The sequence below is a fragment of the Streptococcaceae bacterium ESL0729 genome (assembly GCA_029391995.1).
Taxonomy (GTDB): domain Bacteria; phylum Bacillota; class Bacilli; order Lactobacillales; family Streptococcaceae; genus Floricoccus.
In genome coordinates, this window is the sequence record CP113924.1 from 177501 (window position 1) to 199194 (window position 21694).

Sequence of the window (21694 nt, forward strand, 5' to 3'; positions counted from 1 at the left end):
TTTAGTGAAGAAATGAAGGTCGTGGCTGAAGAGTTTGAAGTTGTTTATCTTCCTGATGATCATATATGAAATATGAAAAAAGATAGATTAAAAATCTATCTTTTTTGGCAATATAATTTTGCAAATATAGGTAAGAGGTGAATTTTTTCAAGGAATCTAAAAATCAATACAATAAGACGATTTTTGTAATTTTCTCCTGATAATTTATTTGAAAGAGGATTTAGCTTGCTTTCAAGCCCTTTTTCTTGTATCCAATTTTTAATGGTATAATATTGGTTCATAAATTCATCTGCTGATGCTTGTCTTCCTGAAAAAAGAAGATACCAAATATAATAGCGCTTGATGTAGTATTTAAAATACTCATTTTCTTGACTGTTTTTTGCGATTTCAAGAAGTTTATTTAAAAAATATATAATATTTATTTTTTGACTAAAGCCTTTTTGGGAAGTATTTGATACACTTTCCCCATTATAAAACCAATTGTAACCAGTGTAGTTAATTGAGCTTATTTTCTTGGTAAAATTAAAGGCTTTTAAATTGAAATAAACGTCTTCTCCAATTGGATAATCAAGAAATTGAATTTTATTTTCAAGTAAAAAAGATTTACGGTATATTTTTGCCCAAGGTGCAAGGATTATATATTTTCCCCATTTATTATCCCTTGGGTAGTCAGAAAAAAGAACTTTTTCTTTGTTTGTTCGTTTGTATCCACCGATTACAATATCTGATTTATTTTTTTCGATCTCTTTGAGATAAGTTTCAAGGTAATCAGAATCAATAAAATCGTCATTATCAATAAAAATAACATACTCACCTTGAGCCATAGATATTCCCAAATTTCTGGTAGGTGCAACTCCTTGATTTTCTTTATCTACCACCTTTATCCTACCATCTTTAATTTTATAGTCTTCTAAAATGGTAAGGCTATTATCCTTAGATCCATCATTGATGAGCAAAATTTCATAGTCGGTATAGGTATTTTGGAGAATAGAATCAAGACATTGTTTAATATATTTTTCTGAATTATAAACTGGGATTATTATTGATATTTTTGGTTTTTTGTTTTGCAATTTGTCCACCTCTAAATCTTCGATAATCTTATTTTAACATATTGAAATGTTAGCTTCTATTTAAAAAGAGCCCAATAGCTGGGCTCTTTAATATAAGGAAGTAAGATTTATTTATTTTTTGATTTAAAAAATTTAAGGGCTGATGAAATTACCATACCAATTGTTCCAAATAAAAGGGCGTAAGCTGGGAAGCCTAAAATTGGATAATTCTTATTGAATAATAGGGTTAAAATCCCATCATGGTAGCCAAAATTATTTAAGGTACTGCTTAGGTAAGAGCCAAGAGCAATAAAGAGTATGAGCTCAAGAGCGGCTAGAATTAGGGAAGTCATTTGTAGGGCTTTGTTTGCTAGGAAAGTAAAAACTATTGTCAAAATTGGTACAATAATTAGTGCAAAGCCTATGTATTTAGCTAACTCAAGACTGTTGTTGGTCTGCCCGTTACCAAACATTTGATTAAATCCGTTAATTGATCTACCAACTGATGAAATATCACCTAGTAGTTGGTAGATATTTTCATCTATGAATTTAATAAATTTAGGTCCAAGGGCACCATATAAGGCAAGGAGAGAAGATATGATTGTTAGGATATTTACTAGTCCCAATTTAGTTAGATTGTTACTGACTGCTGGTGCAGGATTGTCTACTTTATCCTTTGCTTGGTCTGAATCAACAGTTTTAGTTAATTCTCCGACTATCTTGGCTGATTCTGAATGTATTGATTGAATGGTTGTTTCAGATTGACTGTAAGTTTTTGAAAAAAGTTCAATTAATTTTCTATTTGCCTTGATTTCATTTCCCTTACTAGAGATGGCTAAAAAGTAAAGAACCATTAGAGATAGTAAAAGGAATATGAGTCCTCTTTGGGCTGAAAAGAGGGTTATGAAAAAGATAAGGCCATAAAAAGTATGGGTTAATTCGAAGTTATTAATCAAAAAGTTTTTCAGGTAATGCATGTTTAGTTTGCTGGGTTTTAAGTCTTTGATTTTGTCGTTACTTGTGGAACTTTTAATAGTTCCCTCTACAGGATGACCACACGATGGGCAAAATTTATCATCAGGTGCTAGTGGTGCCTTGCAATTTTTGCAATTAGTTTGTAAGTTATCTTCCATTGTGCTTGTTCTCCTTAGTTTATTAGTTTAAAATTTTGTATAACACATTAATTGTCTCATTTTATTTTTTTAAATCAACACTCTTTTATCGAATAAGAACTAATTTTTAGTGTATTATGTTGATTTAAGGTGTCTTTTTAATGTTTTATGGTATAATTTTTTGTAATATTTCTGAAAATGATTGGAGAAGTGATGAAAGTTACTAGAAAAATGATTGCTCCAAATTTACGATGGCGGGGGGAAATTCTTAAATCAATATTACCCTGGCATAGTAAAAGAGGTTTTTATTTTAGTCAATTTTTACTTGATCAGATCCTTGAACAACTAAGACCAGCTGCTGATATTTCCTTTGAGGAGGTCTTTATTGACCGGACTGATGGTAGTAAACTCAGACTTTGTATCTATAAATCTAAAGACTACCAGTCAAAGGATGCTTTACCTGGTCTCCTCTGGTTTCATGGGGGTGGATATGCCATGGGTCGCCCTGAGATTGAGACGGGGATTATTGAAGGATTTATTAGGGCAAGCCCTGCGGTTATTATCGCACCCGACTATCAACTGTCGCTTGAAAAGCCCTATCCGGCTGCTCTTGATGATGCTTATTTGAGCCTTTTATGGATGAAAAATAATCATGAGGAGCTTGGAATAAGGGAGGATCAACTTTTTATTGGGGGAGAAAGTGCAGGAGGTGGTCTTACCTGTGCCCTTTCAGCCTATGCTAGAGATAGGGGTGAGGTAAGTATTGCCTTTCAAATTCCCCTTTATCCCATGCTTGATGACCGTGAACAGACGGATTCAGAAATCAGTAATAATGCTCCTATTTGGGATCAAAAAGCTAATATTTTGGCTTGGAAACTGTATCTAGGAAATGGGTATGGAAGTAGTGACGTGCCCTTCTATGCAGCACCAGCAAGACTTACAAATTTTAAAAACCTTCCGCCGACCTACTCCTTTGTTGGGTCAATTGAGCCCTTTTATGATGAGACAAAAGCTTACATTGAAAAAATTAACTCAAGTGGAGGAGAGGCAGAGCTTGACGTTTATGAAGGTTGTTATCATGCTTTTAATATGGTTGCTCCAAACTCGTCTCAAGGAAAAGAAGCTAATAAAAAATTATTTAAGGTTTATCAGAAGGCGGTTAAGACTTATTTTGCCAGCCAACAAAAGGATAGAAAAAAAGGAGTTTAGCACTCCTTTTTATTTTGCTGTATAGACCCAGAGATGGGCAAGTTCATTTTGGATTTGCTCTTTGCTAAAGGCAGTTAGTGAATGCCTTTTTTTAGCATCATCATTTGGATCAAGAAGGTGGATTCCTTGGTCATCTAAAGAACTTAGAACCAAGATGTGACCAACTGATGTAAAGATTCCTGGTTTGACTGATGCAACGACTGGAATTCCCTGGCTTAGGTAAGAAAGGGCACTGTCAATATTGTCTCCAAGGTCAGTAAAGTTATAGTCATATTTTTCAGCAAAGGCAGGGAAAATGTTCCAAGAGGTACCCTCATCGGTAAAGTAGTCATTTTTAGCCCAATCTAAAACATTTTGGACTGATAAATCCCCCTTTTGATAGTTAGCATTAATCATTGAAAGTGAGGCTATGGCACAGGCATTTTTGTCAAAAGTGGTGTAGGTACCCCAGCCGTAAGGAAGATTAGCCCATCTTTCGTCAGTTTGTAGGATGAGGTTGGCATTTAGGCCCTGCTTTTGAAGTTCAGCCCGTGCTTCATTACCATAAGCTTTTATGGGATTAGCGACAGCCTCTTCAAGGGCTTGATTTTTATCTTCAGCGGCTTTTAATTTGTCTTGAGTTGTACGAAGTTCATTTTTTAGATGGTTAATGTCCGTTGTATCCTTGGTTTGGATGGCAGAAAAAGCAAAAATAAGCCCTAAAAAGACTGATATTAAAATTAAGGGCATTCCGATTTTCTTTTTAAATTTCATATAAACTTCCTTTTGCTGAATATTGAGGTCTTCTGGCTTAAAGTTAAGGAGAAGACCAAGTCTTTTGCTATTATAGCATTATTTACTATCTAATCAATATATTTTGGTTCAGAGACTGGGAAGGTTTGTTTTTTTATTTTTCAATAAATGTTATAATCTAGCTATTAGTATAATTTGTGTAAGGAGTGGATAATGGATTTAAAAACTGTAAGTGAATTGTCGGATTTATTCGGCGTAACCCGGCAGGCCATGAATAACCGGGTTAAAAAATTACCTGGGGAGTATGTTGAAAAAAATGAAAAGGGTACAACCGTTGTAAACATCAATGGTATTAAGGAACTGGAAAATATCTATGGTAAGAAGGTTACTTTCAAGCCTGAAGAAGAGGGTGAGGACAAGGGAGCCTCAGAGCAAGGTTTAGCTAGCCTTCTTACAAGTCTTATGGAGGATAAGAATGCTGAGATTAGACGCTTAAATGAGCAGTTAAGGGTCAAAGATAGCCAACTGGCCACCAAGGACAACCAAATTGCCATTAAGGATCAGCAAATTTTTGAAAAGGACAAGCAGCTTGATCAACAGCAGCAATTAACTGCTAAAGCCATGGCCGATAGTGAGCAATTACGTCTTGATAGTGAGCAGTTAAAACTTGATTCAGAGCAGCTGAAAGAAGATGCTGAAAAGTTGAAAACAGACCTTGATACTGACAAGAAAAAGGGCTTTTTTGCTAAACTATTTGGTAAAAAAGAAAATGTTAAAGATGAGTAATTTATTCTTAATAATATTGTAATAAGACCACTATTTATTTATATTTTATCTCTTACTTATCAGTCTTTAGTTCTTGCAATTTATTGTAAAAATGTTATCATAGTTGATGTAAGTTGATTACTTACCAATGTGGTGGGAGATTAGTCTCCCTTAAATAAATTTTTGATTTTCAATAAGGAGGAAATCTACATTATGGTAATTAAAGTCGGTATTAATGGTTTTGGACGTATCGGGCGTCTTGCATTCCGTCGTATTCAAGAAATCGAAGGTGTTGAAGTTGCTCGTATCAACGATCTAACTAACCCAGAAATGCTTGCTCACCTTTTAAAATATGATTCAACTCAAGGTCGTTTCGACGGTTCTGTTGAAGTTGCTGAAGGTGGATTTAACGTTAACGGTAAATTCGTTAAAGTTTCTGCTGAAGCTGACCCAACAAAAATCGATTGGAAAAACGATGATGTTCAAATCGTTCTTGAAGCAACTGGATTCTTCGCTTCCAAAGAAAAAGCTGAACTTCACCTTCACGAAAATGGAGCTCAAAAAGTTGTAATCACTGCACCTGGTGGAGCTGATGTTAAAACTATCGTTTTCAACACTAACCATGATGTACTTGATGGAACTGAAACAGTAATCTCTGCTGGTTCATGTACTACTAACTGTCTTGCACCAATGGCTGACGCTCTTAACAAAGAATTCGGTCTTAAAGCTGGTACAATGACTACAGTTCACGGATACACTGGTGACCAAATGCTTCTTGATGGTCCTCACCGTGGTGGAGACTTCCGTCGTGCGCGTGCTGCTGCAATCAACATCGTTCCTAACTCAACTGGTGCTGCTAAAGCTATCGGTCTTGTAATCCCTGAGTTAAACGGTAAACTTTCAGGTCACGCACAACGTGTTCCAATCCCAACTGGATCACTTACTGAACTTGTAAGCATCCTTGGTAAAGAAGTTACTGTTGAAGAAGTAAACGAAGTTATGGCTAAAGCTGCTAACGAATCTTACGGATACAACACTGACGACATCGTTTCATCTGACATCGTTGGTATGTCATTTGGATCACTTTTCGATGCTACTCAAACAGAAATCATCACTGGTGATGACAATGCACAACTAGTTAAAACTGTTGCTTGGTATGACAACGAAATGTCATACACTTCACAACTAGTTCGTACTCTTGAGTACTTCGCAAAAATCGCTAAATAAGACATCTTATTAACGATAAAAACAAGGGAGGCTTAATAGCTTCCCTTTTTTAAATTTTAAAGGAGAAAAAATGGAAACACCTAAATGCCCATCGTGCTCTTGCGTTTATACTTATGAATTATCTGACACAACTTATGGTTGTCCTGATTGTGGACTTGAGTTTACAGCTGATGATGTAGCAGCTAATGAAACTGAAGGTAAGTTTGTTGTTTTAGATAGCGAAGGTAATGAGCTTAATACAGGGGATACTGTAGTAATCATTAAAGACCTTCCAGTCAAGGGTATGCCAAAACCAATCAAAAAAGGTACTAAGGTTAAAAACATCCGTATCAATGAGTTTGGTAAAAATGGTCATAATATTGACTCTAAGATTGATGGATTTGGATCAATTGGACTTAAGGGTTTAGTTGTAAAACTATCTAAGTAAAAAAAATATATTTATCCCTCAACAAAAGCTCAGTATGTGCTATAATAATCAATGTATATAAATAGCTAAATCATTTGATTTTAAAAGGAGAAAAAATGGCTAAATTAACTGTTAAAGATGTAGATCTTAAAGGTAAGAAAGTTCTTGTCCGTGTTGACTTTAACGTTCCCCTAAAAGACGGAGTTATCACAAATGATAACCGTATCACTGCAGCACTACCAACAATCAAATACATCGTTGATCACGGTGGACGTGCTATCCTCTTCTCTCACCTAGGACGTGTTAAAACTGAAGAAGATAAAGCAGGAAAATCTCTTGCTCCAGTAGCAAAAGCTTTATCTGAAAAACTTGGTCAAGAAGTTGTTTTCGTTCCTGAAACTCGTGGAGCTGAGCTTGAAAAAGCTGTTAGCGACCTTAAAGATGGACAAGTTCTTCTTGTTGAAAACACTCGTTTTGAAGATATCGACGGTAAAAAAGAATCTGGAAACGATCCAGAACTTGCTAAATACTGGGCAGGTCTTGGAGATGGAATCTTCGTTAATGATGCCTTTGGTACAGCTCACCGTGCCCACGCTTCAAACGTTGGTATCTCTAAGAACGTTGATAAAGCAGTAGCAGGATTCCTACTTGAAAACGAAATTGAGTACATCCAAAACGCTGTTGATGCTCCAGTTCGTCCATTTGTTGCCATCCTTGGTGGATCAAAAGTATCTGACAAGATCGGTGTTATCGAAAACCTTCTTAAAAAAGCTGATAAAGTCCTTATCGGTGGAGGTATGACTTACACATTCTTCAAAGCTCAAGGAATTGAAATCGGAAACTCTCTAGTTGAAGAAGACAAACTTGACCTTGCTCGCGAACTTCTTGAAAAATCTAACGGAAAACTAATCCTTCCAGACGACTCTAAAGAAGCAAACGGATTTGCTGACTACACTGAAATCAAAGATACTGAAGGTAAAGCAATCGACGCTGGCTTCATGGGTCTTGATATTGGTCCAAAAGCAATTGCCCAATTCGGTAAAGAAATCGAAGGAGCTAAAACTGTAGTCTGGAATGGACCAATGGGTGTATTTGAAAACCCTGACTTCCAAGCTGGTACTATCGGAGTAATGGATGCTATCGTTTCACAACCAGATTGCAAATCAATCATCGGTGGTGGAGATTCAGCAGCAGCTGCAATCAACCTAGGATATGCTGACAGATTCTCATGGATCTCTACTGGTGGTGGAGCTTCTATGGAACTTCTTGAAGGTAAAGTTCTTCCAGGACTTGACGCTCTTACAGGTAAATAATTAAAGAAAATCCTGATAATCTATCAGGATTTTTTTGTTTTTTCTAAATTACTATTTCGTAAATCTCTGTAAAAGTGTATAATATAGTGATTATGATAACTAACACATCATGTTTAGGAAAGCAAGAAATAATATAATGTTTAGGGGATGAAAATGAAAAGATACATAATAGGGCATGGACTTGATGCTTGGAGTTTCGATGAGGCTTATAAGGTAGCTCGAGATGGCGATATTATTGAGTTAGAAAAGGGTTATAATTTTACTATCCCTAAGGGAGAATCTAGACATCTCGAGAAATGCATAACTATTGAGGGGCATCTTGAAAAAAATAATGAGGGAATCCTATATACTAATACAATTTATGGCGAGTTTATATTGAAAAGCGGTGCCCATGTTACCCTCAAAAACTTATGGATTGAGCCTGACGAAGATAAGGCAGCTTTGATGGTTGAAGAGATGTCTATACTTAATATGGAAAATGTAGTACTGACAACAAAAGTTGAAAACTATTCTGTGTTTATTTTATACGCAGATACGGGGTCGACAGTATATGGGTGCAATTTATTAGTTACAAATCAGGGATGTTTCAATGGTTGCGAAGCTACCTTTGAAAATAGTAAGTTTCGTGATAAAGTAAAACTCCTCAACAAATCTCGCGTAACTTTTGTAAATTCCATTTTAGAGCTTCCTACCCAATCAAATAACTCAGTTCATATTGAAGATTCAAGCGCAAATTTTGTAGACTGCAATATAAGTGGTTCAACCCAAAATGATTTATTTCCTACAATGTGGGTGATAAGAAGTGAAGTCGATTTAGTAAATACCATGGTTTCTCGCGAATCTACAGTGGGAGAATATGTTTCGGCGCTTTGGATGACAGATACTTCTCTATTGAAATCGAATGGGGGCAACTATTCAGGATTGGTTTTACAAGGTTCCACTGCGCATGTAGAAGATTTGTCTATTGAAAGTTGTGTAGATATGGATAATGGATCCTTAATGTTATCAAAAGGAATTTTAAATTTCCGTGCTCATTACCCAGAAAGATGCAATTTATATATGGAGAAAAATTCCATCTTCCGCGGTGAAGAGATTTATTTGAATAAAGTGATAAATCCTAATATTTACGTGGGAGAAAAGTGCACCTTGTCATTAAACTCTCTTAGTTTTTGGGACAGTTCAAAAAAACAATTGAAATCTGGAGATGAGTTATTAATAGCCCATCCCAACAGTTCTGTTAGTGTTCCAAGTGTTAAGAATATGTTTTTTAATGATATTGAATCTAATTAATTCATTGGATGAAGCTTAAGAATTCGAGAGAACAGGTAGGGAGTTTATGAGAACTTCAAGTAAAAACTTACCGAAAAGATGAATGATGGAAGTGATGGGGATAATCTCCATAATGCCAAAGCAATAAGTAAGGAAGATATAATAAAGGTGCTAGTCTTGAAAGTAAAGTTCTTCCAGGACTTGATGCCCTTACAGACAAATAATCGAAGAAAATCCTGATAATCTATCAGGATTTTTTTTAATTTCTTATTTTTTAAGAGGTAAAAGTATTTTTTAAGGTGTGCACTTCTACGTAAAGGTGTATAATAGCAGTGAACAAGATAACTAAGATGTTGTCTATAGAACATTAAAAAATATTTAGGAGGCGAGTTTGGCAAAATATTTAGTGGGTTCCGGAGGAAATACGTGGGACTTTGGTGATGCATATGCAGCAGCAAGCGATGGGGATGTCATTGAACTAGAGAGTGGTTTTAATTACAGGATACCTCAAGGATATCAACATAATCTTGAAAAAAATATAACTATTATTGGCTGTTTGAGAAAAGAAGGAAATACTGATATTTATGAAAATGCTATATATGGAAAATTAGTTATCAAAGGGGGAACCCAGGTCACTCTTAAAAATATCTGTATTCAGGCAGATGAGGATAAGAATTCTCTGGTGATTACAGAAAAATCAACTGTCTCCATTGAAAATGTGGTGCTTACAACAGAAGTTGAAAATCCTAGTGCTCCTACCCTCTATGCAGAGGACGGTGCAACCATAAAAGGGACTAGTTTGGAAGTAAAAAAAGGAGTAGCTAAATTTTATAATGCAACCGCTGATCTTATAAAGAGCAAGTTTTTGGATAGTGTAATTGTCAAGAATAGATCTAGGGTAACCATGCGAGATACGGTTATCGAACTTCCAAACCGCTCTGGTAATGCAGTGAGTATTTTGTATTCAGAGGCCATTTTTACAAACTGTAAAATAAGCGGTTCCCTCCAGAATGACGACAATTCAACCTTATGGGCCCAAGGGAGTAGGGTAACCCTCACCAATACTACAGTTTTCCGAAAAACTGAGAAGACGTTTGAGCATGGAATATGTGTAATAAATGGTTCATCGCTAAAGGCAGCTAAAAGCACTTGCTCTTCGATTTATTTAGATGGCTCGATGGCACAAGTGGAGGGCCTGACTGTCAACAATGTAGTCAGTTTAAGAGAAGGCTCGCTTATGTCTTCCAAGGGAGTCTTGAATCTTCTCGGTCAATATTCTAAAAAGATAGATTTATTTATGGATGACAATTCTGTTTTAATGGGAGAAGGACTCCGTCTAAACAGAAAATGCGGTCCTAATATTCGTTTAAGGGGAGGTTCTAAGCTCTGCACCGACTATATCAGCTTTGTTGGTGGTCAAAAGAGCGATCTAGTATTTCAGGTTTCTGAAGACAGTCACATGATGAGTTCAGGATCTGGAAAGGCTACGGCGACCTCGCCCAATACTCTTTCAAGTTCCCCGAAAAATATTCCCTCACAAAGTGCTCGGGAGAAATTAAATGACCTAGTTGGCCTTGATCTGGTCAAGGGGGAAATTAATAAGATTATCCAGATGGTTGAGTACAATAAAATACGTGAAAGTAAAGGTCTTTCACCTGAAAAACAGTCCCTTCACTCGGTCTTTCTGGGAAATCCGGGAACCGGTAAGACGACAGTTGCAAGGCTTCTTGGGGAAGTGCTCTTTGAAAATGGAGCGTTTTCAGGTGACGAATATAAATTCATTGAAGTATCAGAATCAGATCTGATTTCAGAAAATGTAGGAGGAACTGCCCTACAAACTCAGTCATTTTTGGAGAAGGCACGAGGAGGGGTTCTCTTCATTGATGAAGCCTATACCTTAAATAAGGGAGAGTCTAGGGTAAATTTTGGTCAGGAAGCCATCAACACCATCCTGAAATATATGGAAGACTACCGAGATGAAATCATGGTCATTTTTGCCGGTTATACGAAAGAGATGGAACAATTCCTGCAAACCAACCCTGGTCTCAAGTCGCGAGTTCCTAATACTTTCGTCTTCGAGGATTACTCTCCTCAAGAAATAACCAAGATGGGACAATTCCTTTTGAGGAAAAAACAATATGTTTTGGAAGATGAAGAGTGGTATGCAAAAAGAGTTGAAGGTGCTTATAGGAACTCTCTTGATAAGAGTAATGGACGCTGGATTCGTAACTTCAATGAAAAACTCTTGAATGCTCTTGCTAGTCGTGTTATTGAAGATGATTGTGATGATGTTGCAACAATAATCAAAGCAGACATTGAAGAAGTTGCTAATGCCGGGCGCTACCAAAATGACGAAACTTCTATTAGTGCTACAGATCGGCTGAACCAGATGATAGGTATTACCCAGGTCAAAAAACAGATGGAACAATTTATTGCTGTTGCAGAAGTTAATAAGCGTCGGGAAGAATTGGGACAAAACATTTCCGATTTCACTCTCCATTCTCTCTTCTTAGGAAACCCGGGAACTGGCAAGACGACTGTCGCCCGTATTATGGGTGATATCCTTTATCAAAAGGATGTTATCAGTCAAAATAAATTTATTGAGGTTTCACGAAGTGACTTAGTCGCGGGTTATGTTGGACAGACTGCTATTAAAACCCGTAGGGTTCTCGAATCTGCCCTAGGAGGGGTCCTCTTTATCGATGAGGCTTATACCTTAAGTGGAAATGGGGATAATGATTTTGGTAGAGAGGCCATTGGCGAAATTTTGAAATTTATGGAAGATCACAGAAGAGATATTGTAATTATCTTTGCCGGTTATACAAAAGAGATGGGAGAGTTCCTACAAATGAACTCAGGCCTTAGAAGTCGTATTCCAACGACTATGAACTTTGAAGATTATAGCCTTAAAGATCTTGTGGAAATTGGTCTTCTGGATCTTCATAGGTCTGGCTATAAAATTGATGAAAAATCTTACGGTCTACTAGTTGAAAACAAGTACAATATTTCAAATGACTCCAGTAATGGTCGTTGGATTAGAAATCTTAATGAGAAACTCATCATGGCTATGTCTATTCGCATTAGCAGAACGAGCTCTTACGACTTAAATACCATAACTGTTGAAGACATAAATGAAGTATTAACATAGGAGATATAAAGACGATGAATATGTGGCACCACCAGTAAGGACTTTTGTTGAAGATACTTCTGCACAAAATGAGTATATAGCCCCTCCCGGAAATTTTGATGATGAAGAAATACGGGAGAACATTTCAGAAGAAAGACGAGGTTATTTCGCCACATCTCACATGAATATCAAATTTTATCTCTCAGGATACATATTTTGATCTCTGATATTTATTCTGTGCATGGATACGACTCCGCTTATGAAAATAATACTTGTCGCATATGTATTTTTTCTAATTATATCTATTGTTGGTATGCAGATTACAAACGCTACTAAGGTGGGAGATTTTCATGGTTCTTTACCCCTTGGAATAGCTTCAAAACGGCTCGCGACTGTTCTCAAAGCGCAGATTTTAAAAAGGGATCTATAGAAAAGAACTGGTATGGTGGTGAAACTGTAAAAATAAGAACAGACTACAAACAGCATTTCATAACTTTCATTGTAGCTGCTGTTCTTGGAGAATTGGCTAAGTATTTCGTTTCGGTAGTTATTGCCTTTATAAGTATATTTGTTCATTTTTCAACAATTGATAAATATATAGCGGATATTGGGGAAGAGATTGCATAATTAATTTTTGCAAAGGACTTGACGCTCTTACAGATAAATAATTAATAAAAAGAATCTTGATGAAATCAAGATTCTTTTTTAAGTTTAACCTAAGTTTCCCTTTAGCTTTTCTTAAGCTTTCAGGCCTATACTAAGGTCACTCCTAAAAGACAGCTTAAAAACTGTATAAACTTTTTTCATAAATAAACTCCTAAAAACCGCTAGACATCATGCTAGCGGTTTTTTTTGTTTTCATTTATTTTTTATTAGAAGCTTCTTACTTAATTTTTTGGAAGGATTTAAAGGTATATTTTTTTAAGTTTAATCTAAGTTTATCTTTAGCTTCCATTAAGCTTTCAGGCTTATACTGAGGTCACTCCTAAAAGACAGCTTAAAAACTGTATAAAAACTTTTTTCATAAATAAACTCCTAAAAACCGCTAGACATCATGCTAGCGGTTTTTTCTGCTTTTAAATTACTTTTCTTTCAAAGGCATCTGTTGAAATACCTTTTGAAAGAATTTCACGGGCCCACTCTTTAGCTGACCAGAGTGAATGATCGCGGTAGTTACCACAAGATTCAATCGTAGTTCCAGGGACATCCTCCCAAGTAATACCATCAGCAATTTCTTCAAGAGATGACTTGATAACTCGAGCAATGTCCTCACTGGTTGGCTCACCCCACATAATCATGTGAAAACCAGTCCGACAGCCAAAGGGACTGCAGTCAATCATCCCGTCAATGCGGTCACGAATAAGACTTGCCAGCAGGTGCTCAATTGTGTGTAGGCCCCCTGTTGGAATCTCTTGAACATTTGGTTGAACCAAGCGGACATCAAAATTTGTTATAACATCACCATGAGGTCCCTCTTCGCTTGCAATAAGCCTGACGTAAGGTGCTAGTACTTTAGTGTGGTCAAGTTGGAAGCTTTCTACTTCTGCCATGATTTTCTCCTTTAAATTAACTTTTAATGTAAGTTCTATTATACCAGTTTTAAGCTTTTAAGGTAGTTATAATTTTTTATCCAAAAGTTTTTCATTTTACTAAAGTTAGGGAAAAGTTTAATAAACTTTCTGAACAAACCTTGTGTTCATAATAAAAATTGGGTACAATTGTCATTAGTTACATTCAAATTTTAAAATCGTAGCATAGTACAATATAATGAAAATAAATTACTTTTAAATATTGGTGGGGTGGGAAATGACTTTTAGTGAAGATAAGAAAATTAAGCAACTACAGTTGCTAGAACTTGAAGCCTTGAAAGAGATAAAGGCGATAATGGACAGCAAAGGTTACCCTTTTTTTTTACGTGGGGGATCAGTTATGGGAGCTGTCAAATATCAAGGATTTGTGCCTTGGGATGATGATGTCGATATAGCAATTCCAAGACCTTACTACAAGGAAGCAATCAAACTTATGCAAGAGGGTCTATCTGATAAGTTTTGGGTAGCCGCATATTCAGATGACTTCAATTCATTTTGTTATTTCCCACGTGTGTTCTTAAAAGAAGAAGTCAGGGTTGAGCTTGGTATTCCTAAAAATAACCATCTTGGCCTTTGCTTGATTGACTGCCTACCGCTTGATTCAGGACCGCAAAATAAATTGGCCTTAAAATTCTATCAGTTTAGAGTTTTATACTTAAGGGCCATCGCCTCAACCTTTACCTTAGAAAATAAGGATACGGTCAAGACGAAAAGTCCAATGGTTTATAAGGTTGTTAAGGCTTTAAAGGCTCTTAGATTAAATTCAAATGAGACACAAAATCAAATCTATGACAAGCTAGATAAACTTTATACATCAATAGAATACGAGACTTCACCAGTTAAGGGGACTGTTACAGGTTCACTTTCCTTTAAGGAACTATTTGACTCAGAGGTATGGGGCAAGGGTAAAATGCTTCAATTTGAAGATACTGAAATGCTTGTTCCAGATGATTTCGATTTTTATTTGAAGAAGCTTTACGGGCAAAATTATGCTACAGAAGAGCCAGATTATAAAAAATCTCACCAAGAAGATAGAACCCATTAAGAAATATAAAAAGTAGACGTGTAAAAGAAAAAGGCAGGTAGAGAAAAAGTAATGATTTCCTTTGTAACATTAAATTTTAATTCAGAAGATGAAATTGATTTAGCAGTAGCTAGTATAAGAGAAAAGGTAGCAAATGATTACAAGATTGTAATTATTGATAATGACAGTCCTGATAAATCAGGTCAGAGGCTCAAGGACAAGTATGCTAATGATGATAAAATTGAGGTCATCTTAAACCAAGAGAATGCAGGTTTTGCAAGGGGAATGAATGTTGGTTTCAGGAGGGCATTGGCCGAAAATCCTGATTTTATAGCAATTATGAATCCAGATTCTCACCTGGAATCTAATAATTTTGATCAAGCCATTGAAGAAATCTATGCCAGAGAAAATTTTGCAGCCTACGGTCCTGATATTAATGTTGGTGGAACAAATCAACACCAGAATCCTAAAAAAGGGGACTGGGTTTCAAAAGAGGCTGTTAAAAAGCGTATTAAAACAGCCCAGTCTAAGATTGACCACCCTTATTATGCCTTAGTGAGAAACCGACTTGCTAATTTGGTAAGAAACAACAAGTCTTATAATGATGGGGATTTTTGGAAGGAAGCACAAGAGGGAATCCAACTTCACGGAGCCTTCGTTGTCTTTTCTAAGCAGTTTTTTGAATGGCGTGACTATGCCTTTGATGAAAATACTTTCTTCTACATGGAAATGCAGATTTTATTTTATGAGATGGAAAAAGCTGGCTTAAAATCATATTATTCACCGGAGTTAAAGGTTATCCATGATAAAAGTAGCTCTACTAAAAAATCACACAGTGATTTCTTTAAGAGAAACAAATTCCAAAATGAGAATCTAGTAAAATCATGTACCTACTACCTAAGTCTTTTGGAAAAAGATGAAATCTAAGCTATAAAGGCTTGTAAGAGAGAAATTGAAGATGAAGATAAAGTTTGTTATTCCAAGAAATGTAGATAGACCATCAGGAGGGTTAAAAGTAGGCTTTGATTACGCCAATGAGATGTCAAGACATGGCCATGAAGTTGAAATTCTATTTGTTGGAGATTCAAATTATAAAATTAGAACACATAATCATTTAAAAATTTTAAAGCATTTTTATGACTATGCCAAAACCAAAGGGAAACAAAAAAAGATAAGTTGGTATCAGCTTGATGAAAAAATTAAGATATCAAGTTCCTTTCACTTTAAGCCAAGGAAGCTTAAGGATGATGAGAGAGTTATTTGTTTAGGCTTTGATATTATTTTAAGCATTGCTGATAGGTTGGATAATTTAAAAAATTATTTCTACCTTATTCAACATGATGAAAAGGTCTACTACAAGGAAGAAATTATCAGAGAAGCCTGGAAGCTTCCAATGAAGAAGATTGTGGTAAGTTCATGGCTTAAAAGAGAGGTTGAAAAATATAGCTCAGAGGTTTATCTGGTTAAGAACTATACTGATGAATCAAAATTTTACTTAACCAAACCCGTTGAAGATAGAAAACCAATTGTTTCAATGATTTACCATACCAACCCCTACAAGGGAACGGCTACAGGAATAGAGGCCCTAGAGTTAGCCTACAAACGCTATCCTAAGTTTGAAGCCCAGCTCTTTGGTGTTTTTGATCAGCCTGAAAATTTACCTGCTTTTATTAAATATTTAGGAAAAAGATCAGGTGATCAGTTGAGGGATGAGGTCTATAATGAGTCTTCTATCTACTTGTTCCCGTCTGTTCTTGAAGGATGGGGTCTTGTGGCTACAGAGGCTATGGCTTGTGGGGCTGCTCTTGTAACTACTAAAAATGGTGGTTCAGATGATTTTGCCCTTGACGAGCAAACGGCCCTTGTTAATGAGGTAGGAGATGCAGCAGGTTTGGCTGAAAGTATTGTGAGGATTCTCAAAGACCAAGATTTGAGACAGAAACTTGCAAATAACGCCCTTGAAAGCATAAAAAACCTGACCCTAGAAAATAGTTACAATAATTTAATGAAAGTTTTAGAAGATTAGGAGTGGAGTAAGAGTGCCTTTAGAAAAGCCAAAATATTTTGACGAACTATCTTTAGTTGTTTTGAATTATAATTCATTTGATGACACCATTAAATGTGTGGAGCAACTACTGAGTTTTTCTGAAAACTTTAATATTATTGTTGTTGACAATGCTTCACCCAATAATTCCCGGGAAATTTTAACAAATAAATTTAAAGATGTTAAAAATGTTAGCCTGCTATTTGCTGATGAAAATAAGGGCTATAGTGCAGGTAATAATATCGGAATAAAATTTGCCTTGAAGGAATTTAATTCTAAATATGTCGGAATACTAAACCCTGATGTTATTATTCCAGATGCAAACCTTATCTATAAAACAATTGAAGCTTTAAATATTGATGATAAGTATGTGATAGCAGGGGCTTCACCAATTAACAATTCCAAACATTTTAATGCCAGTGAGGCAGGTTGGAGGATTCCTACGGCCAAGGAGCTTGTTTTAAATCACTCGATTAGAATGCCTTATAGCAGGATTGCTCAGTCCTTTAATATTGTAGATGGAACAATAGCTGAGGTTGATTGTGTTGCAGGTTGCTATTTTATAGCTAAAGCAGATTTCTTAAAGGAAATTGACTACCTGGATGAGGGAACCTTCTTGTACAATGAGGAAAATATTCTGGGAATTAAAGCTAAAAGCTTGGGTTATAAGGAATTAATTCTGTTAGATGAATTTTACCTCCATAACCATAGGCACAGTTCCAAGGACCTAAAGGGTGATTTTAGGGCCTTAAAAATATCTTATGATTCAAGGGCTTACTTATGCCGCAAGTACTATTCAAAATCATTAATTTTCCCCTTATATTTAGTAGATAAGAGCAATTATTTGGTTAAAATTGTGGGAAGATTAAAGAAGAGTATTAAAAAATAGAAGCTTAAGATGAGCAAGTTAAATTTTTATAAATAATTATTAAGGGGAATAAATGAAAAATGATCCAAAAATAGCTTCAATCATAGTAACCTTCAATAGGAAGGAACTACTTATTGAAGCAGTTGAAGCAATGAAAAATCAAACACTAAAGCCGTCAAATATTATCATTATTGATAATAATTCAACTGATGGAACCTTTGAAGAGCTAGAAAAAAATGGCCTACTCGGCGGAAATGTAATCTACAAAAAATTAGATGAAAACATCGGGGGAGCCGGTGGATTTAGTGCTGGGGTTAAGTATGCCCTTGATAATTTAGAATTTGATTGGTTGTCACTATCAGATGATGATGCCATCTATGATTTAAATTATTTTGCAAATCTTTTCTCAAATGAAGATGAATATAGCAAATATGGTGGCCTTTGTGGTAAGGTTCAGTTCCCAGATGGGGAAGTTCAAATGGAGCAAAGAAGAAATGTCACCAACCCCAATATCCTTCTTTCTGAGCCAGTAGCCCCTGAGACTAAGGCAGATATTGATTTAGCAAGTTTCTGTGGTCTAGTTGTAAATAGGGATGTTGTTGAAAAGATTGGCCTACCAAGGGAAGACTTTTTCATCTGGATGGATGATACAGAATATAGCCTAAGAATTAGAAAAGAAGCAAAAATTTTGTATAATCCTTTAGCTTTTATTAATCATAAGACTGCTAAACCTGCTCCTGCTTCGGCTGGACCAACTAAATTAAACTGGAAAAATTACTATGGTTATAGGAACAGTCTGGTAACAGGTTGGGCCCATGCAGAGAATAAGATGGTCTTTTCTTTAGTTAACCTAAAAAACTATTCAAAGATTATTTTTGGTAAATTAAGACGTGGTGACAAGGATTCAGCCAAGGTTGTATTTACTAGTACTGTTGACGCTATAAGAGGAAACATGGGGATAAGTGAAAAGTACCGTCCTTAATTGTTTCTAATAGAAAAGTAAATTTTGGAGGTTGGCTTGGAAAGACACAATAGAAGGAAAAGGCGAGGTTCTTGGATTTTTATCCTCGTGCTTTTGATAATTTTATTACTTATAGGTGGTGGGGCTTACGCCTTAAGAGACCTCTTCTTACCTCAAAGGGAAGAGGCTACAACCAGTCTTAGTAGTAATCAGCCTACTAAAACTTCAGAAGAAAATGGTTATGTTCCTGAGGAGAAGGCACCAGCTGCTACAGGCAGCATGGAGGTCACAGAAGATACAGGTGAAGCTGGTTGGGTTAAGGTTCCATCAAGCGAAAAATTAGATAAATTTACTGATTTATCGGTTAATAATATTACAATTTACCGAATCAATAATCCTGAGGTTTTAAAGACAGTTACAAATCTAAGTGATCAAAGGGTGACCATGGACGAGCTTGTAGCCAAGTATCCAAATTCTTTAATCATGAATGCTTCGGGTTTTAATATGGAGACAGGTGTTATTGCAGGTTTTCAAATTAATAATGGAGAGTTAATCAGGGACTGGCGGTCTACAGATAGCTTGCAGTATGCCTTTGTTATAAATAAGGATGGGTCATGTAAGATCTATGACTCAAGGACACCAGCAAGTGAGATTATTGCAAACGGTGGCCAGCAGTCCTATGACTTTGGCTCAGCTGTTATCCGTGATGGACTTGTCCAACCAAGTGATGGTTCAGTTGATTGGAAGATTCACACCTTTATCGCAAATGATAAAAAAAATAATCTCTATGCCATCTTAAGTGATACCAATGCTGGATACGGAAACATCATGAATGCTGTATCTAATCTTGGGCTAGAAAATATGCTGCTTCTTGACGGGGGAGGCTCAAGTCAGCTATCGGTTAATGGTCAAGTTATTGTTGCTAGCCAAGATAGTAGGCCTGTTCCCGACTACATAGTTATGAAATAAAAAAGAACCCGCGGGTTCTTTTTTATTTCATTGATTGGACAAACATATTTTTAACTGAATCAAGTTCCTCTTGGGTTACAATTTTGGTGTCATTTTCAGTTACTGTATGTAGATTTAATTTACTTGTGTTAATTATTCCCTTGTTGTAGTTGAGGGCAATTTCTTTGGCATCATTAAGGCTAATGTCTGATTTGATGATGGTTGAAAGGGCATCTAGGATATTGCGGTAGTAATTAATATTTTGTAGCTTTTTACTGCGGGCAATTTTTTGGATATTACCATAGAGTTCCATGGAAACATTTTGAATTCTTTTGACTGATGAATCAAAGTCAGCATCGTCAACTTGGGTTAGATAGGCTTGAACTTGTTCAGCCGTCTGAAGGCTTACAGTACCTTGTTGGAATTTATATCCATTGGCATTGAAGGCCTTGGGATTTTCCATGGTAATTCCGCCAGTTGCTTGGACAACAGTCCCCATATTGTTGACGTCAATTTGTACTACCTTATTAATTGGGAGCTTAACAAGGTCAGATACCATCTGGATGACACCAGTATCGCCACCTGTGTTATAGGCCTCAGTTATTGTCTTTTGATTGGGCATGATGGCAAAAACTGGAAAATTCATAAAGGTAGTTTGCTTGGTTTTAGCATTTGTTGAAGCTAGAACAGCCGCATAGGCAATATCAGTAGAATTATTGTGTCCACTTTCGATAATTAGGGTCGTGAAGGCATCTGAATTTTTAAAGTCAGCCTTGGTGGTTTGGGGGAAGTCCTTGTAGGAATTTGCAAAAACGGCGTCAATATTGCGGTAGATAATGAAAGAGGCAGCCCCAAGGAAAATAAGAATCAGTAAAAGAAGACTAAAGAAAACCTTTAAACCTGTATGTTTTTTAGGATAGCTTCTTCGTCTGTACTTGTTTGAATAATGATTTTGTTTGTTAAACATAAGATCTCCATCTAAAATTAAATTCCCCTAATTTTATCACAATTTAAGGAAAGATTATGTATATGATTTAACTTTTTTTAATCAACAAGTAGTTTTGACTCCCTTTAATAATAATTTGTACCTGGAGATAAATGTTCTAAAGGTGTTTTATTTTTAAAAATTTTAGTTTATAATTAAAATATTGGGGTGATGTAGCCTATATTTTAACACTGGGGATAAAAAATGAATCAAGTGACTGAACTATTCTTATCATATTTGGACTTAAAATTAGATAAGTCATTGCATGAAATCGTCTATGATGCCTTTTATAAGATGATAATTACTGGAAAAATTCCTGCAGGGACAAGAATAAATGAAAAGCAAATCTCTATTCATTCCAACATATCACGGACTCCAATCAGACAGGCCCTCAAGCAGCTTGAGGCTGAAAAGCTTATAGCTTACGGCCTAGGAAATAAAAATGGTGCCATAGTGCTTGGGATAACGAGAAAAGATGTTTATGAAATCTTTACTATTAGAAGGTCCTTTGAAACTTTTGCAGTGATTGAGGCCAGTCGGCGAATGTCTAAAGAAGATTTTTCTAAGCTTCACCAGCTGGTACAAAAGTCTTATGACCTGTATGAACTTGATGATTTTGCAGGGATTAGGGATAATTTCAGAGATTTCAATGCCTTTATTTTTGAAAGGGCTAAAATATTTAGGATTCAAAATATTCTTGAGACCCTTGAGGTTTATCAGTTGTATTTTTATGAAATTACAACCAAATGTAGCGAGCGAACCCTTGAGGTCATTAAAAATCATGAAAAAATTTATGCTCTCATGCTTGATGGTGATGAAAAGGGGCTTGAGCGTATAATTGATGATTACCTTAAGGTGAGTTCGGAGTTTATAGCTAATGTTATAGATGAAAAGGATATTAAAAGAATTTAGCTCTGAGTAATAGACAACCACATGGTTTATCAGTGATTGTGGGCGTGTTTATTATTTGACTGATTTATTTTCTTTTGATAGACTTATTTACAACAAGGGAGTAACTAACGTGCAGACGTGGTAATATCGACAATTCGAGTAATCCGGTATTACC

20 protein-coding genes (1 of these 20 running past the window's edge) are annotated in these 21694 nt (G+C 35.9%); 15 read left to right on the plus strand and 5 right to left on the minus strand.

Annotated elements, in window-relative coordinates; all coding sequences use genetic code 11:
* Positions 1 to 69, plus strand: partial view of an ASCH domain-containing protein gene (locus tag OZX68_00970; GenBank protein ID WEV60847.1) — the 3' end only. 402 nt of this gene lie to the left of the window's left edge; 69 of the gene's 471 nt are visible here — the last part of the coding sequence; its start codon lies beyond the left edge, outside the window; the stop codon is at positions 67 to 69.
* Positions 70 to 95: 26 nt separating this feature from the next.
* On the opposite strand, the gene OZX68_00975 is transcribed toward OZX68_00970, so the two are convergent.
* Positions 96 to 1070, minus strand: coding sequence for a glycosyltransferase (locus OZX68_00975; GenBank protein ID WEV60848.1), 975 nt, complete (start codon positions 1068 to 1070; stop codon positions 96 to 98).
* A gap of 107 nt (positions 1071 to 1177) precedes the next feature.
* On the minus strand, positions 1178 to 2182 hold the full coding sequence (locus tag OZX68_00980; protein WEV60849.1) for a zinc ribbon domain-containing protein: 1005 nt from the start codon (positions 2180 to 2182) through the stop codon (positions 1178 to 1180).
* Positions 2183 to 2374: 192 nt separating this feature from the next.
* On the opposite strand from OZX68_00980, the gene OZX68_00985 reads away from it, so the two are divergent.
* A complete protein-coding gene (locus OZX68_00985; GenBank protein WEV60850.1) occupies positions 2375 to 3370 on the plus strand; it encodes an alpha/beta hydrolase in 996 nt (331 codons plus the stop codon).
* A 9-nt stretch (positions 3371 to 3379) separates the two neighbouring features.
* Here the strand turns inward: OZX68_00985 and OZX68_00990 are convergent, their stop codons facing one another.
* The gene (locus tag OZX68_00990; protein ID WEV60851.1) at positions 3380 to 4123 is read right to left on the minus strand and encodes a C39 family peptidase; all 744 of its coding nucleotides are present in this window, start codon (positions 4121 to 4123) and stop codon (positions 3380 to 3382) included.
* Between the two features lie 192 nt (positions 4124 to 4315).
* Between OZX68_00990 and OZX68_00995 the strand changes: the two genes are divergently transcribed.
* The 6 genes from OZX68_00995 to OZX68_01020 all read left to right on the plus strand — a co-directional run bounded on the left by OZX68_00995 (position 4316) and on the right by OZX68_01020 (position 12230).
* Positions 4316 to 4888: a DUF536 domain-containing protein gene (locus tag OZX68_00995; protein WEV60852.1), complete on the plus strand. Its 573-nt coding sequence runs from the start codon at positions 4316 to 4318 to the stop codon at positions 4886 to 4888.
* A gap of 192 nt (positions 4889 to 5080) precedes the next feature.
* On the plus strand, positions 5081 to 6094 hold the full coding sequence (gap, locus tag OZX68_01000; protein WEV60853.1) for a type I glyceraldehyde-3-phosphate dehydrogenase: 1014 nt from the start codon (positions 5081 to 5083) through the stop codon (positions 6092 to 6094).
* Between the two features lie 70 nt (positions 6095 to 6164).
* Complete coding sequence (locus tag OZX68_01005; GenBank protein WEV60854.1) at positions 6165 to 6521, plus strand: zinc ribbon domain-containing protein YjdM; 357 nt, start codon at positions 6165 to 6167, stop codon at positions 6519 to 6521.
* Between the two features lie 95 nt (positions 6522 to 6616).
* The gene (locus OZX68_01010) at positions 6617 to 7813 is read left to right on the plus strand and encodes a phosphoglycerate kinase (GenBank protein ID WEV60855.1); all 1197 of its coding nucleotides are present in this window, start codon (positions 6617 to 6619) and stop codon (positions 7811 to 7813) included.
* Positions 7814 to 7966: 153 nt separating this feature from the next.
* Positions 7967 to 9103, plus strand: coding sequence for a hypothetical protein (locus tag OZX68_01015; protein ID WEV60856.1), 1137 nt, complete (start codon positions 7967 to 7969; stop codon positions 9101 to 9103).
* Positions 9104 to 9473: 370 nt separating this feature from the next.
* On the plus strand, positions 9474 to 12230 hold the full coding sequence (locus tag OZX68_01020) for an AAA family ATPase (protein ID WEV60857.1): 2757 nt from the start codon (positions 9474 to 9476) through the stop codon (positions 12228 to 12230).
* A 1055-nt stretch (positions 12231 to 13285) separates the two neighbouring features.
* On the opposite strand, the gene OZX68_01025 is transcribed toward OZX68_01020, so the two are convergent.
* A complete protein-coding gene (locus tag OZX68_01025; GenBank protein ID WEV60858.1) occupies positions 13286 to 13759 on the minus strand; it encodes an S-ribosylhomocysteine lyase in 474 nt (157 codons plus the stop codon).
* A 256-nt stretch (positions 13760 to 14015) separates the two neighbouring features.
* Here OZX68_01025 and OZX68_01030 point away from each other — a divergent pair, with 256 nt between their 5' ends.
* Genes OZX68_01030 through OZX68_01055 form a run of 6 tightly spaced genes read left to right on the plus strand, consistent with a single transcriptional unit; the run spans position 14016 to position 19664 of the window.
* On the plus strand, positions 14016 to 14843 hold the full coding sequence (locus tag OZX68_01030; protein WEV60859.1) for a LicD family protein: 828 nt from the start codon (positions 14016 to 14018) through the stop codon (positions 14841 to 14843).
* Positions 14844 to 14894: 51 nt separating this feature from the next.
* The gene (locus OZX68_01035) at positions 14895 to 15749 is read left to right on the plus strand and encodes a glycosyltransferase (GenBank protein WEV60860.1); all 855 of its coding nucleotides are present in this window, start codon (positions 14895 to 14897) and stop codon (positions 15747 to 15749) included.
* A 31-nt stretch (positions 15750 to 15780) separates the two neighbouring features.
* A complete protein-coding gene (locus OZX68_01040) occupies positions 15781 to 16848 on the plus strand; it encodes a glycosyltransferase family 4 protein (GenBank protein WEV60861.1) in 1068 nt (355 codons plus the stop codon).
* A gap of 13 nt (positions 16849 to 16861) precedes the next feature.
* The gene (locus OZX68_01045) at positions 16862 to 17755 is read left to right on the plus strand and encodes a glycosyltransferase family 2 protein (protein WEV60862.1); all 894 of its coding nucleotides are present in this window, start codon (positions 16862 to 16864) and stop codon (positions 17753 to 17755) included.
* Between the two features lie 52 nt (positions 17756 to 17807).
* Entirely contained in the window at positions 17808 to 18716 is a 909-nt protein-coding gene (locus OZX68_01050) for a glycosyltransferase family 2 protein (protein WEV60863.1), read from the plus strand.
* 36 nt (positions 18717 to 18752) lie between these two features.
* Entirely contained in the window at positions 18753 to 19664 is a 912-nt protein-coding gene (locus OZX68_01055) for a phosphodiester glycosidase family protein (protein WEV60864.1), read from the plus strand.
* Between the two features lie 22 nt (positions 19665 to 19686).
* On the opposite strand, the gene OZX68_01060 is transcribed toward OZX68_01055, so the two are convergent.
* The gene (locus OZX68_01060) at positions 19687 to 20610 is read right to left on the minus strand and encodes an LCP family protein (protein ID WEV60865.1); all 924 of its coding nucleotides are present in this window, start codon (positions 20608 to 20610) and stop codon (positions 19687 to 19689) included.
* 222 nt (positions 20611 to 20832) lie between these two features.
* Between OZX68_01060 and OZX68_01065 the strand changes: the two genes are divergently transcribed.
* Complete coding sequence (locus OZX68_01065; protein WEV60866.1) at positions 20833 to 21540, plus strand: GntR family transcriptional regulator; 708 nt, start codon at positions 20833 to 20835, stop codon at positions 21538 to 21540.
* Positions 21541 to 21694 lie beyond the last annotated feature (154 nt).